The sequence below is a fragment of the Litoreibacter sp. JB4-2 genome, assembly GCF_055693445.1.
Window position 1 is genome coordinate 3,490,188 of the sequence record NZ_CM146334.1, and the last position, 12,502, is coordinate 3,502,689.

The 12,502-nt window shown below is 57.7% G+C and carries 14 protein-coding genes; 9 read left to right on the forward strand and 5 right to left on the reverse strand.

What is annotated here, in order from left to right:
* Window positions 1-44: 44 nt before the first annotated feature.
* The 4 genes from ACZ1G7_RS17440 to ACZ1G7_RS17455 form a co-directional block, all read right to left on the reverse strand.
* Window positions 45-848, reverse strand: coding sequence for a glycosyltransferase (locus ACZ1G7_RS17440; RefSeq protein ID WP_472660649.1), 804 nt, complete (start codon window positions 846-848; stop codon window positions 45-47).
* A 116-nt stretch (window positions 849-964) separates the two neighbouring features.
* Window positions 965-1,624 carry an SDR family NAD(P)-dependent oxidoreductase gene (locus tag ACZ1G7_RS17445; RefSeq protein ID WP_472660650.1) on the reverse strand — a complete coding sequence of 220 codons (660 nt, stop codon included), beginning with the start codon at window positions 1,622-1,624 and terminating at the stop codon, window positions 965-967.
* Complete coding sequence (locus tag ACZ1G7_RS17450) at window positions 1,625-2,050, reverse strand: DUF1178 family protein (RefSeq protein WP_472660651.1); 426 nt, start codon at window positions 2,048-2,050, stop codon at window positions 1,625-1,627. It abuts the gene before it with no gap.
* Between the two features lie 67 nt (window positions 2,051-2,117).
* Window positions 2,118-2,561 carry an NUDIX hydrolase gene (locus ACZ1G7_RS17455; RefSeq protein WP_472660652.1) on the reverse strand — a complete coding sequence of 148 codons (444 nt, stop codon included), beginning with the start codon at window positions 2,559-2,561 and terminating at the stop codon, window positions 2,118-2,120.
* A gap of 187 nt (window positions 2,562-2,748) precedes the next feature.
* On the opposite strand from ACZ1G7_RS17455, the gene ACZ1G7_RS17460 reads away from it, so the two are divergent.
* Window positions 2,749-3,864 (forward strand): acetoin utilization protein AcuC, encoded by a 1,116-nt coding sequence (locus tag ACZ1G7_RS17460; RefSeq protein ID WP_472660653.1) that lies wholly within the window; start codon window positions 2,749-2,751, stop codon window positions 3,862-3,864.
* Here the strand turns inward: ACZ1G7_RS17460 and ACZ1G7_RS17465 are convergent.
* A complete protein-coding gene (locus ACZ1G7_RS17465) occupies window positions 3,861-4,835 on the reverse strand; it encodes a threonine dehydratase (protein WP_472660654.1) in 975 nt (324 codons plus the stop codon). The genes ACZ1G7_RS17460 and ACZ1G7_RS17465 overlap by 4 nt on opposite strands.
* Window positions 4,836-4,944: 109 nt before the next feature.
* On the opposite strand from ACZ1G7_RS17465, the gene modA reads away from it, so the two are divergent.
* The 8 genes from modA to ACZ1G7_RS17505 all read left to right on the forward strand — a co-directional run bounded on the left by modA (window position 4,945) and on the right by ACZ1G7_RS17505 (window position 12,490).
* On the forward strand, window positions 4,945-5,631 hold the full coding sequence (modA, locus tag ACZ1G7_RS17470; RefSeq protein ID WP_472660655.1) for a molybdate ABC transporter substrate-binding protein: 687 nt from the start codon (window positions 4,945-4,947) through the stop codon (window positions 5,629-5,631).
* On the forward strand, window positions 5,628-6,305 hold the full coding sequence (gene modB / locus ACZ1G7_RS17475) for a molybdate ABC transporter permease subunit (RefSeq protein WP_472660656.1): 678 nt from the start codon (window positions 5,628-5,630) through the stop codon (window positions 6,303-6,305). Before modA ends, modB begins: the two co-directional genes overlap by 4 nt.
* Complete coding sequence (gene modC / locus ACZ1G7_RS17480; RefSeq protein ID WP_472660657.1) at window positions 6,302-7,420, forward strand: molybdenum ABC transporter ATP-binding protein; 1,119 nt, start codon at window positions 6,302-6,304, stop codon at window positions 7,418-7,420. Before modB ends, modC begins: the two co-directional genes overlap by 4 nt.
* Window positions 7,421-7,484: 64 nt before the next feature.
* Complete coding sequence (locus tag ACZ1G7_RS17485) at window positions 7,485-8,393, forward strand: lipid A-modifier LpxR family protein (RefSeq protein WP_472660658.1); 909 nt, start codon at window positions 7,485-7,487, stop codon at window positions 8,391-8,393.
* Between the two features lie 271 nt (window positions 8,394-8,664).
* Window positions 8,665-9,567, forward strand: coding sequence for a Hint domain-containing protein (locus ACZ1G7_RS17490; protein ID WP_472660659.1), 903 nt, complete (start codon window positions 8,665-8,667; stop codon window positions 9,565-9,567).
* Window positions 9,568-9,653: 86 nt separating this feature from the next.
* The gene (locus tag ACZ1G7_RS17495) at window positions 9,654-10,265 is read left to right on the forward strand and encodes a M50 family metallopeptidase (protein ID WP_472660660.1); all 612 of its coding nucleotides are present in this window, start codon (window positions 9,654-9,656) and stop codon (window positions 10,263-10,265) included.
* Between the two features lie 131 nt (window positions 10,266-10,396).
* On the forward strand, window positions 10,397-11,017 hold the full coding sequence (gene rpsD, locus ACZ1G7_RS17500) for a 30S ribosomal protein S4 (protein WP_472660661.1): 621 nt from the start codon (window positions 10,397-10,399) through the stop codon (window positions 11,015-11,017).
* 195 nt (window positions 11,018-11,212) lie between these two features.
* Window positions 11,213-12,490 carry a hypothetical protein gene (locus tag ACZ1G7_RS17505; RefSeq protein ID WP_472660662.1) on the forward strand — a complete coding sequence of 426 codons (1,278 nt, stop codon included), beginning with the start codon at window positions 11,213-11,215 and terminating at the stop codon, window positions 12,488-12,490.
* Window positions 12,491-12,502 lie beyond the last annotated feature (12 nt).

Consider the following 12,502-nt stretch of genomic DNA (forward strand, 5'->3'; position numbering starts at 1 on the left):
CGTCTTAGGCCGAGTGCCCGGTGAGGGCAAGGGCGGGGGCGCAATCAGGCCGTGGCCCGGGCCGTCTCAGAAAAGTAGGCGCGCAGGAAGGGGAAGTGCATGCGCAGCACAGCGATCTCATCGGCATCCATCCAATTGGTCTTATGCGGCGTCCGGCTGTCATTTTGGTCATGCACGGTGCGAAGGTAAAAAGGCCGCAAACTATTAATGACCACGGATGGGTGGTTCAGTCCGATGGCTAGGTGTTGAGTCAGGTAGGGGTTCTTGGTGGTATTGGCGTTGGAGACCAGCGTGAGCCCAAGATTGATCATCGGCGTGTATCGGTCGGAAAGTTTTGTCGGCTGCCCGTCCTCAACCAATAGATTTGCCCCGCGCGCAAAGGAGATGAACCTGCTTGGGTCGCCATCATAGTCAACCTCGAGGGCGCGGCGGCCTTCGGCACGGCAAATCTCAGTGAAGTCGCAGGAGATAGCATCGTCGTCATCGAGCACCACCTGGCAGATTTTCTGATCAGGGGCGTAGCTATCATGCACATGCGCGCGAAACACCCGGCCCGCGTAGCGTGGTGCGCGGACCAAAATCTCAACCTGTGAGGCGTCGAGCATATCGCCAGTCAGTTCCCTAAGCCGTTTGGCGTATTGCTCAGGCATTTGGGAGGAGGTCAGCAAGACAAGTTTGAAGTCGGGGTCGGTTTGTTCCTGCAGGCTGGCGAGCGTGATCTTTTCAAACAACTCGAACCGCCGTTCCATGCGGTCGGGCGCATAAAGCAGAGCGAGGTCCTTGCTGGCGTCGGACTTCCAGCCCGAATGTCCAAAATAAGAAAACCGCGTTTGATAGAGCAGCTCCACAGCCCACACCCTTTGTCCAATTTTTGTGTCCAATCTCTCAAATGAACTTGGATTGTGGCAATTTCGGGCAGTAATTTTGAATTAAATTCTACGGAATCAGCTATCGGCCTGGCAGCTCAATAGGCATGCGGCCTGCCATCCCAAGTCAAAAAGCATCCGGTCGTGTCCAGATTGAGCGCGTCGAACCGTTCAATTAGCCCCTCTGCGGCCTCAGTGACCGTTATGTCTGCGTTGCTGCCGCCCATTTCGGTCTGTACCCATCCGGGATGGTAGATGCCCACCGCAATTCCCAGACCTTTCAGGTCGGTTGCCAGGTTGCGGCCAAGGTTGAGAGCCGCCGCTTTGGAGGCGCGGTATATATAGGAACCACCCGGTGCGCGCTCTGATGAGGCCATTTGCGAAGATATGATTGCGATCTTTGGCGCTTTTGACATCTGCAATTTGGGCAGCATGGTCTGCACTGTCTGAAACACGCCGGTGACATTCGTGGCAAAACTGTCAGCCCACATCTGCGGCGGGTAGCCGTCTGCGAGATTGTGATCCTTGTCGAGGTAAACGCCTGCATTGCAAATCAGTAGATCCACCGCGTCTGGTTGAAAGTCATGACAAAGCGTGTCGAAATCTTCGGGCTTCGCAACGTCGAGTTTCAGCCAATGGCCATCATCCGGCATCGTGCCGCGATAGGTGCCTGTTACCTGATCCCCGCGCGCGGCGTAGCAGCTAAACAATGCGCGACCGATGCCGCGCGTGGCGCCTGTGATCAGGACTTTGCTCATCTAATTCGTCTTACGTGATGGCATGAAGGGGAGGGGCATGACCGGCACGCCGTCTTCGATCAGGGATTTGGCGTCTTGCGGCTTTGCCTCGCCGTAAATGGCGCGTTCCGGCGCTTCGCCATTGTGGATTTTGCGCGCCTCTGTGGCGAAATCAGAGCCGACATTTTCCGAGTTTGCTTCGACCTTTTCGCGCAGCTCCTTGAAGGCCTGTTCGGCGGTGCTGGCGGGGGCCGACAAGGGCCGTTCGGTGTTGGTATCACCGGCCTTGCCAATACGCGGTGCCATGATGGATTTGCGCACTTTGTTGTCACCGCAAACCGCGCAGGTCACCATGTCGCTCGCAAATAGCTTGTCGAATGCGTCGGCGGATTGGAACCAGCTTTCAAACTGGTGGTCATTTTCGCAGGTCAATGCGTAGCGGATCATACGGGGGCGTGCCTCAGTTTCTGGATGGTATAGAGATAAAGCCTCAAGCTGCCTTTGCAAGCACGGCTTAGCGCTCCAGAAGGCTCGGGTCGAAATGCTTCAAGATTTTGCGCAGCTCCGGCTCACGGACTTTGCCAGCTGCCTTTTTGACGCTGAACCATTTACGTTTGCGTTCGTTTTGTTCGGGGTAGCTGCGCAGCACTTTCTTGACCTTGACCGGGAAGACGGACACCGCACAAGGCAGGTCCTGTTCATCGCCGGACATCAATTTGGTGTAGGAATAGAGCCCGAGGCAGATATTGAAGGTTTTGCCTTGGACGCCGGCCTCCTCAAAAGCTTCGGTCGCGGCAGCCTCAGCCGGGGTTTCGCCTTCCACGGGCCAGCCCTTGGGAATGATCCAACGGCCACGTTGCCGGCTGGTGACCAATAGCACCTGCGTTTCGTCGTTGCGCACACGGTAACAAAGCGCACCAAACTGGGTCCGGACCTCTCGTTTTTGGGAGCCCGTCATTTTCAGAGGAGCCTGTTTGAGCCGTAACAAAGACATTTGACTGTACAAAACCGCTTTTATTATTGCCCTCCACTTAGCGCGATCATGGTGTAAAAAGCAAGTGTGACCATAAAAACAAGGCTATTTACAGAGACTTGTTAACGGTTTGCGAACAGAGCAAGGTAACGTGCAGACCGAAATGAGCCCAATGCCAAACCCCCAACCGCGTTTTATCGGGTCCGAAATTTATCGCGGGTCAAGCTATGGCGGATTGCACCCGCTGCGCGTGCCGCGCGTGTCGACCGTGATGGATTTGGCGCGCGCCATGGGGTGGTTGCCTACAGCGCAATATATCAGTTCACCGCGGGCGAAACCTACAGCTTTGCGGGCGTGGCACAGCCCTGACTATGTTGCAGCATTGGGAGACGTCGCACGATCTCAAGCTGTGACGACGGAGCAGACACGCACCTATCAGCTGGGCACAGTGACCAACCCGGTTTTCCCGGAAATGTTTACCCGCCCCGCAACCGGCGTCGGCGGCGCGCTTTTGGCGGGGGAGCTGCTGGCGGAGGGCGGGGTCGTCTTTCAACCAGGCGGTGGGACGCATCATGGCATGCCGGGCCATGCCAATGGGTTTTGCTATTTCAATGACCCGGTTTTCGCGATCCTGTCTTTGCGCCGCAATGGCGCGCGACGGGTCGCCTATGTCGACATTGACGCCCATCACGCTGACGGGGTGGAGCACGGGTTTGGCGCGGACCCGGAGTGTTTGATGATCTCTGTCCATGAAGACGGCCTGTGGCCCCGGACCGGTGGGCTTGGAACAGGTGGGCCTGCGACGATCAATCTGCCCGTTGCGCGGGGGATGACGGACGATGAGATGGGCTATATCCGCGACATGCTGATCTTGCCGCTGGTGAGCGCGTTCAAGCCTGATGCGATAATTTTGCAATGTGGGGCGGACGCCGCCGCCGATGACCCTTTGTCGCATCAAATGCTGTCGAACAATGCTCATTGGGCGGTATTGCGTGGCTTGATGGGGATAGCGCCACGGCTGTTGGTGCAGGGTGGCGGCGGGTATAACCCTTGGTCCGTGGGTCGCCTTTGGACCGGAAATTGGGCAGTGTTGAACGGGTTTGATATTCCCGACAGGCTGCCCGTTGAGGCCGAAACAGTGCTGCGCGGGTTAAGTTTTGACGGCAACCGGCGGGGGAAAAACCCGCCCGAACATTGGTTCACCACATTACGCGACGCGCCAAACCCGGGCGGAATACGTGATGATTTGCGCCGAGACGTGGCGGAGCTTTTGGCGCGGACCGACTAAACTTGTGGCGTCCCGCCCGCCAACACGGTGTGGAACCAGCCCGTATCAACATTGCCGCCGCATAAGATCACACCGGCACGTTTGCCTGTCATCTGCGCGCGTTCTTGCATCAAGCCGGCCAAAGGCGCGGCACCTGCGCCTTCGGACAGGTTATGGGTTTTGGTATAGTAGAGCCGCATGGCCTCGGCTATTTCATCATCACTGACTGCGATGATCCGGGCTGCACCTTTGGAATAGATGTCATAGGCCTCTTGCACGGGGATGCGGACCGCCATTCCGTCAGCGAATGTCGTGGCGGAGTTGGTTTCGATCAACCGGTCCGCCTCTACCGACAGCTTGGCGGTCTGGGCTTGGTCTGAAACGACGCCGACGATTTCTGTGCTCAGGCCCAAGGCGTCGCGCGCGAGGATCGTGCCGCAGATACCCGAGCCGCAACCAATCGGGACATAGACCACGTCCAAAGGTGGCGCGTTGGTGAAGAGTTCATAGGCGTAGGTTGCGACACCGCGCACCAGCTCTGGGTGGAAGGGCGGGACGATAAAGAGGTCTTCCTGCCCGGCCATGCGGAAGGCTTCTTCCCGCGCCTCGTCGAAATCATCGCCGAATTCCACCAACTCCGCCCCGAAGGCTTTCATGGCTTCATTTTTCTCGACCGAATTGCCGCGTGGCACATAGACCAATGCGCGCAACCCGGCGGCCGTAGCGGCGCGGGCCTGGCTTTGCCCGTGATTGCCGCGGGTGGCGGTGCAGATGCCTTTGCATTCCGGGTGGGTGCGCGTGAGCCAATCGATGAAGGTGATCCCACCGCGTACTTTGAACGCGCCAGTGGGCCCGTGGTTTTCATGCTTAACCCAAGTTTCGCAACCGGTGGCGGCGTTGAGAAGGGGCCAGCTATATTGCGGCGTCGGCGCCATTGCGCTGTGAACCAGCTTTGTGGCGGCTTCAATTTCGGATCGTGTCAGCTTAAACATGCCTTAGAGGGTAGCCTTGCAAGCCCGCTGCGCAACCCGTGAAATTGCCCTTGCGCCCGCAAAGCTGTGATGCCCAGTATCACGCGCAATGATGTTGACCCGCAGACATATGTTTTCGCTCGCCGTTGGTGCTTGCGCAGCCCCGGCTTTCGCGGCTTCGGCACCGTTGGTCTTTGCGGCGTCCAGCCTAAAGCAGGTGCTTGATCGGGTCTCGGTTGAGGTAATGCCTCTACGCTTGGCCTACGGCGGCAGCGGAGCATTGGCGCGCCAGATCATCGCAGGCGCCCCAGCGGATGTGTTCGTGTCTGCCAACACGGTCTGGATGGACGCTGTCGCGGCCGCAGTTCCTGTTGGCGAACGCCTTGACCTGTTAGGAAATGAGTTGGTGTTGGTTGGCGCGGCTGGGTCCGCTCCGGTATCCTTGCCAACCTGGCGTCCTGACGGTGCTGTTGCGATGGGGTTCGTCCAAGCGGTGCCGGCAGGGCAATACGGCAAGGCCGCGTTCGAGACGCTTGGGATCTGGCCGCAGGTAGCCAGGCAAGTGGTCGAAACCGAAAGTGCGGTTGCAGTGCTCAACCTTGTGGCGCGTGGTGCCGTACCCTTTGGCGTGGTTTACGCTACGGACGCTTTGGCGGAACCACTTGTTTCGGTATTGGCGCGGTTTTCCCCTGATTTGCATGATCCGATCCGCTATCCTTTTGCCCTGATGGGCGGCGCGCTTGATGACGGGTTTGCTGCATTGACCGGCCCGGATGCGCGCCGAATTTATCGCGACGCCGGGTTCACGCTGCTATGAGCCTTGGACCGCAAGAATGGGCAGCGGTTTTGTTGTCGCTACAGGTCGCTTTGGTCGCGATGATTGCGAGCCTGCCGTTGGCTGTCTGGGTTGCGTATGTGCTTGCCCGCAAGAACTTTCCGGGCAAGCAGTTGGTCAATGTGTTGGTGCATTTACCGCTGGTTTTACCGCCCGTTGTTACGGGCTACCTGCTATTGTTGAGTTTCGGCACCCAAGGGGCATTTGGCGGGTTTCTGGCCAGTTTTGGCATAGTGTTTGCTTTCAAATGGACTGGGGCGGCGCTCGCTGCTGGGGTAATGGCCTTCCCATTGATGGTGCGCGCGGTTCGGCTGGGGTTTGAGGCAACGGACCCAAAGCTGGAGGAGGCCGCGACGACACTTGGCGCGTCGCCCTTTCGGGTGTTTGCAACAGTGACTTTGCCGCTATCGCTGAATTCTATCATTGCCGCCGCGGTTCTGGGGTTTGCCAAAGCCTTGGGGGAGTTCGGCGCAACGATCACCTTCGTGGCCTCAATCCCCGGCGAGACGCGCACGCTGCCCTCCGCCATCTACGCGTTTTTGCAAGTGCCAGGCGCTGAAGGCCCCGCGATCAGATTGACAATGATTGCGGTTGTGATTGCGGTTGCTGCGTTGCTTGTGTCCGAGTGGGTGGCTGCAAGGGCCGCGCGTCGATGAGCGTCGGGTTTGAAATCCGGTTGCGTCACAGCTTTGGCGCGTTTCAGTTGGATGTTGACGCGCAAAGTGAGGCGGGCGGGGTGAATGCCCTTTTCGGGCCGTCAGGGTCCGGGAAAACCAGCGTTGTCAATGCGATAGCGGGGTTGTTTCGCCCAGATGAGGGCTATGTCCGCGTCGGTGACCGGGTGTTGATGGACAGCGCGAACGGCGTTTTTGTGAAGCCGCATCAGCGCCGGATTGGCTATGTGTTTCAACAAGCACGGTTGTTTCCACATTTGAGCGTTGCGCAGAACCTGCGCTACGGCGCGCCTCGCAGCGAACAGACAGAAAAAGCCGATGACTTGATCGAAATTCTTGGAATTGGCGCACTGTTGAATCGGATGCCGCGTGAATTGTCCGGTGGTGAGGCGCAGCGCGTGGCCATCGGGCGGGCATTGTTGAGCGCCCCCGATATTTTGCTGATGGATGAGCCGCTATCGGCGCTTGATCAGGCGCGGCGTGATGAGATTTTGCCTTATCTGGACCGCCTGCGTGACGTCTCTGATGTGCAAAGCTTTTACGTCTCTCACATGATGTCTGAAGTTGCGCGATTGGCCGACACGCTGCTGTTGATGCGGGCCGGGCGCGTTGTGCGCGCCGGACCGTTGGGCGATATTTTGTCAGACCCAAGCGCCATACCGCATATTGGCGTCCGCGAGGCTGGGAGCGTGATTGATGTCGTAATGGGCGAGCGCGACGCAGGCGACGGATTGAGCCGCCTCAAAACCACTGCCGGACAGCTATTTTTGCCGCGCGTTGACGCAGAAAATGGGCGCAGGATACGCGTGCGTATTTTGGCGCGCGACATTATTTTGTCCAAGGATCGACCTGATGGTCTGTCGGCGCTGAACTGTCTGCCTGCGAAAATTGAAGCGGTGCATCAAGGTGCCGGGCCGGGGGTTGCTGTCGCCTTGCGGTCAGGGGAAGACCGCCTATTGGCAAGGGTAACAGCGCGATCAGCGCGGCTAATGAAGCTTGAGGCTGGCGGGCAGTGCTACGCGATCCTGAAATCCGTTTCTGTTGCGCCGGGCAGCATTGGACGGGTCCGCAAAACCGGTGGATCGTCGCCGGGGTAGGAAATCAGTAATCTATTGAGCCTAGGTTTGCCCGCAGATCAGCGATTATGTGGGGATAAACGCGATGAAGGCCCTTGGTTTATGCGTCATGCTGTTTGCGTGGCTTGTTCTGACTTTCTCGGCTACGGCGCAAGAGCGGCGCGTGTTGGGATATGGCAGTTTCTTCAACAATGATGTGATTGGCGACGGCGACGATCGCTGGCGCACTGGCGGCTACACAGTAAGCCAATTGCGGGCCCGCAACTGGGATGGAGAATTGCCCGAAAGGCTTGGCGCGCTGCTGGAATACCGCTTCAGGGCAGAAATCATTGCACCACGCGACATATCGAACCCACAGCCAAGCAACCGGCCGTACGTTGGAGCACTGTCGGCCGGTCTACATTCGCATTGGCAACGCGCCGGAACGGAAATGTCGCTTGGCCTTGATGTCATTCTTGTGGGGCCGCAAACCGGGCTTGATGATCTACAGGACATCTTTCACGACATTTTCAGCGCACCGCGCCCGCGTGTTGACGGGGCACAGATTGGCGATGCCGTTCGGCCAACCGTGACCTTTGAGGCCGGGCGTGGCTACCGGGTTGGTGGGGCACGGCTGCGGCCATTCATTGAAGCACAAGCAGGTGCCGAGACTCTGATCCGGATAGGCGGCGATATGACTGTCGGTCGATATGGCGAGGGCGGTTTGCGATTGCGCGACAGCACGACCGGGCATCGTTATCTTGGCGTCGTCGGCGCCGCGCCGCGCGGGACATCATTTTTCCTTGGCGGGGACGTCGCCTATGTGGCTGATAGCCAATACCTCGATACAGAGCTGCTTCAGGCGCGCGAGACCCGGTCGCGGCTTCGCACAGGTGTGAACACTTCTTTTGGCCAAGGAAGCATTTTCTACGGCCTGACCTATCTGAGCGAAGAATTTGAAACCCAGCAAGAAGGGCAGGTTTTGGGATCTCTTGATTTGCGGTTCCGGTTCTAGTTTCGCACCTTCGTTTCTCACCCTTGCGCGCAAGTGACTGTGCTCTCTGACTCTTTTCTTGGCGTTAACTTTGTGTTAGCTGTTTTTGCAACGATAAAAAGAAACGAGCAGGGTAACGGATATGGGCGCGGGCTTTGGGGGCACGTATGTCCTGACCAGACACCAAACGACATTGGATGGCGCGCCGGTTTTGTCCGGTACTATGCCACGTGTGGGACAGGTTTGGTGCTGGCGGGGAGAGGCCATTCGATTGGACGGACCACAATCTCTTTTGAGTTTGGACAGCGCGCTTGGGCGCGCCGAATGGCGCTCAAAAGTTGCTAAAACGGTTGAGCGCCGTTTTGACTTGCCGTTCAAGCAAATTTTGCCTGAGATCTCACCCGACGATATGCGTAGCGGCTTTGTTGTGACCGATGGGGTGCGTCAGTATCTTTTGGTGCCCTTGGAAACAGAGGGTGGCACGAACGGTTTAGTGTGGTGCCCGGATGGCGTCCCATTGGCAGATCGTGATTTTACCGTGAGTCACGTGTCGCGAGAAACAGGGGCCGTAAGACGTGACCTAGGCGGACGTTCTGATGTGATTGGCTTTACGGCCGGGACGCTCATCCAAACTGAAAGTGGCGTTGCCCCTGTCGAAAACCTTGATCCGGGTGACAGGATCGCGACGCGGGACCACGGTGTTCAGGAGATTGTTTGGACCGGGTCGCGTAGAATTTCTGGCGCGCGGCTACATGTGATGCCCGAGCTCAGGCCCGTTCGCATTCGGGCCCAAGCAATGGGTCTGGATCAACCAGATCAGGACCTGCTCGTGTCGCCCCACCATCGCCTCATGTACAAAGGGCCGAATGCGCAGGCGCTATTTAACTGCGACGAAGTGCTGTTGCGGGCAAAGGATTTGGTGAATGACCATTCGATTTTGGTCGACCACCAGATGCGCGAAGTCGTATATTTTCAGATCATGTTTGCCGAGCATCAACTGCTTTGGGCCAACGGGGTGGCAAGCGAAAGCTTTCATCCGGCCAATACCAGCCTTGGCCTCATTGACGCACAGCACCGCGAGCGGCTTTTTGAGCTGTATCCCGAGTTGGAGCTGGACGCGCATCACTACGGGCCGAGCGCTCGACGCGCCCTAAGCAAGGCCGATGCCGCCATTTTGCTGCACGCCCCAAGGTGACGCTGGGCCGTGCAAAACGCTTTTTCCGCGATCATTGGCAGCTTCTTGCGCTCACATTAGGCTTATTTGTTCTCTGGCCAACGCCATTGGTTTTTCCGCTCAAACTGACCGTGGTCTACCTTCATGAAGTTTCCCATGGGTTGGCGGCCGTTTTGACGGGCGGCGAGGTGCTGGAGCTGAGCGTGTCGCACCGTTTGGGTGGGTTTGCAGTGACGCGCGGCGGCAACAGGTTTGCGATCAGTTCGGCGGGCTACCTGGGGTCGCTTTTGCTGGGCGCAGGCTTGTTTCTTGCCGCGTTGCGCAGCCGTTTTGATCATTACATTGTCACCTGTTTAGGCGCCCTAACGTTGCTCATCACCGCAATCTACATGCGCGAGCCTTTTGCGCTTTTCTATGGTGCCGTGACCGGTGTTTTGCTGCTGTCGTGCGCGCGTTGGGCTAGCAACGCCCTAAATGACTTGGTGCTACGGGTGATCGGGCTTTCCAGCATGATCTATGCCCCGATTGACATTTTTGATGATACAATAAGGCGCTCGCAGTTGCGATCAGACGCTCGTATTTTGGCAGAGCAATTTGGCGGCACCACACTGCTATGGGGCGCGGTTTGGCTGCTGATCAGCTTGGTGGTCATCGTCGTGACATTGCGTGTCGCTTTGAAAACGCCAAGCAATGTGCGTTTTCGCGCCTTGGGGCGTTGACTCCGCACAAAAGCCTTTTATAAGCGCGGCTTCATTGGTGTTGGTGGCCCCCGCAAGGGGATGCCCTGTCGCTGCGGCCAAATCCGCAGAGAGGACAACGCCCTCTTAAACCTGAAAGAGGAGATCAGCGTATGACTAAACGTACCGCTGCCAAATACAAAATTGACCGCCGGATGGGTGAAAACATTTGGGGTCGTCCGAAATCCCCAGTCAATCGTCGTGAATATGGCCCCGGCCAGCACGGTCAGCGCCGCAAGGGCAAGCTGTCCGACTTTGGTCTGCAGCTGCGTGCCAAGCAGAAGCTGAAAGGCTACTACGGCGACCTGACTGAAAAGCAGTTCAAACGTATCTATCTGGAAGCAGCCCGTGTCAAAGGCGATACCGGTGAAAACCTGATCGGCTTGTTGGAACGCCGTCTCGACGCTGTTGTATACCGCGCCAAATTCGTGCCGACCGTCTTTGCGGCCCGCCAGTTCGTGAACCATGGCCATGTCCGTGTGAACGGCAAGAAAGTGAACATCCCTTCCTACCGTGTCAAAGAAGGTGACGTGATCGAGGTTCGTGACCGTTCCAAGCAGAACGTTGCCGTTCTTGAAGCTGTTCAATTGGCGGAACGCGATGTCCCCGAATATATCGAGGCGGATCACTCCAAAATGGTTGCGACTTTCGTGCGCACCCCTGGGTTGGGCGATGTGCCTTACCCGGTCATGATGGAGCCAAACCTCGTCATCGAATATTACGCGCAAAACTAAACTGCGCATCTGTTGCTACTGTGATTGGCCGTCCTGTTTGGGGCGGCCTTTTGCATTAAGGCAACGCCTTTGAGCTTTGTTTCTAAAAACAAAACAAAATTCCTGAAAATGAGGTATTAACCTTTTTGCGATCTCGCCTGTTGGGGCAAGCGGGCGTGCTGCCAGTGCTGTTGTTGTCTTACGCTGAGGAGCAATATGTCTGTGTCACCGCCCAAACCGCCGACCAGCCCCGCCGCGGCTGACAAACGGCCGTCACCGCATAGCAAAGATTTTCTGAGCCGGTTGTCAGAAGCCCGCGAACGGCGCGCCGAAACTCTGAAAGAGCGCCAAGACCAAGCGCGCGCACGGATCAGCGCGCCGAAGATGGAGCTTGATGAAGATGCCGCCACCCGGTCCCGGTTGGGACCGGCAATGGCGTTGGCGCGCTTGCCTGCTGACATTACCAGTTTTGACCAACCAGCGATCCGTCATGCCCCCGTCACGCCGCTGATTTTGGGCCTCGATCGGCGCGTCTATTGGGGCTTTGGTCTGCTTGCGGTCTCGCTGCTGGCCTTTTCTGCGATGCGATTGGAGAGCCGCGTGGAAACAACCAATGCGGCTTTGACGTCAGGCGGCGCCGCGATTGCCCATATTCCTAGACCTATTGAGAATTTGGTGACGAAGCCTTCAGAGTTTACTACCCCAGTGGCGATGACATCTGCGCCTTCGACAACGGTGCTGCTGGGCAGTGCGATTGGCGATGTGTTTGGGGCGAACACGGACAGGGTCACACCGGTATTGGCGCTCACGGATACAAGCTATGATTCACAGCTGCCGGTCCTAACAGGCCTTGTTGCGCCCGTTTCGTCGTCGCGTGATCTGCCGCCGGAGGGTCGGGCGCCGGACCCTGCAATCGACGCACTTTCGGCATCTTTGAGAACCGGCGTGGGTGTTCTGTCAGCCACGCAATCTGGCGGCAGTTCCGAAAGGCCTCTGCGTGTTTTTCTGCCTGACGGAACCTCCGACGCCCAACAAACCGGTGTGTTGAAGCAGATCGCCGCGCGTGTCTCGCCTCACCTCACCGCGCGCGCTGTCGGGTTTGAAGTGTCGCAATCGCATATCCGCGTCTATGCGAAAGATGACATGGCCGCCGCGACGCGTATTGCCGATGATATGGGCTTCATATTGCGCGATATGACGACGCATGAGCCAAAGCCGCCGGCTGGATTGATCGAGATTTGGGTCGCGGGGCTGCCAAATGCCGCCCTGAATAAGGTTGCGTCAGAGGTCGTTGTGACAGATCAAACTGCGCAATCAGCGGCGACACGGTCGGCTGTGAACAGCGTACTCGAAGACTTGTTTCCGACGCGAGACGCACCGCCTGAAACCGGCAAGATCAGCACAGAAATGGTCTATGATACCCAAGTGATAGAGGTGTCCACGCCAAAGGCTCGCAAGTCTTTCTTGGACGGCATTTTCTCCAAAAAGAAATAGCCAAAGGGGTAA

What these genes read in the sequence shown, in the direction of transcription:
- ACZ1G7_RS17445 (WP_472660650.1), bottom strand. Translation starts at nt 1,624, where the DNA reads ATGAGCAAAGTCCTGATCACAGGCGCCACGCGCGGCATCGGTCGCGCA.
- ACZ1G7_RS17450 (WP_472660651.1), bottom strand. Translation starts at nt 2,050, where the DNA reads ATGATCCGCTACGCATTGACCTGCGAAAATGACCACCAGTTTGAAAGC.
- ACZ1G7_RS17455 (WP_472660652.1), bottom strand. Translation starts at nt 2,561, where the DNA reads ATGACGGGCTCCCAAAAACGAGAGGTCCGGACCCAGTTTGGTGCGCTT.
- ACZ1G7_RS17460 (WP_472660653.1), top strand. Translation starts at nt 2,749, where the DNA reads ATGCCAAACCCCCAACCGCGTTTTATCGGGTCCGAAATTTATCGCGGG.
- ACZ1G7_RS17465 (WP_472660654.1), bottom strand. Translation starts at nt 4,835, where the DNA reads ATGTTTAAGCTGACACGATCCGAAATTGAAGCCGCCACAAAGCTGGTT.
- modA (WP_472660655.1), top strand. Translation starts at nt 4,945, where the DNA reads ATGTTTTCGCTCGCCGTTGGTGCTTGCGCAGCCCCGGCTTTCGCGGCT.
- modB (WP_472660656.1), top strand. Translation starts at nt 5,628, where the DNA reads ATGAGCCTTGGACCGCAAGAATGGGCAGCGGTTTTGTTGTCGCTACAG.
- modC (WP_472660657.1), top strand. Translation starts at nt 6,302, where the DNA reads ATGAGCGTCGGGTTTGAAATCCGGTTGCGTCACAGCTTTGGCGCGTTT.
- ACZ1G7_RS17485 (WP_472660658.1), top strand. Translation starts at nt 7,485, where the DNA reads ATGAAGGCCCTTGGTTTATGCGTCATGCTGTTTGCGTGGCTTGTTCTG.
- rpsD (WP_472660661.1), top strand. Translation starts at nt 10,397, where the DNA reads ATGACTAAACGTACCGCTGCCAAATACAAAATTGACCGCCGGATGGGT.
- ACZ1G7_RS17505 (WP_472660662.1), top strand. Translation starts at nt 11,213, where the DNA reads ATGTCTGTGTCACCGCCCAAACCGCCGACCAGCCCCGCCGCGGCTGAC.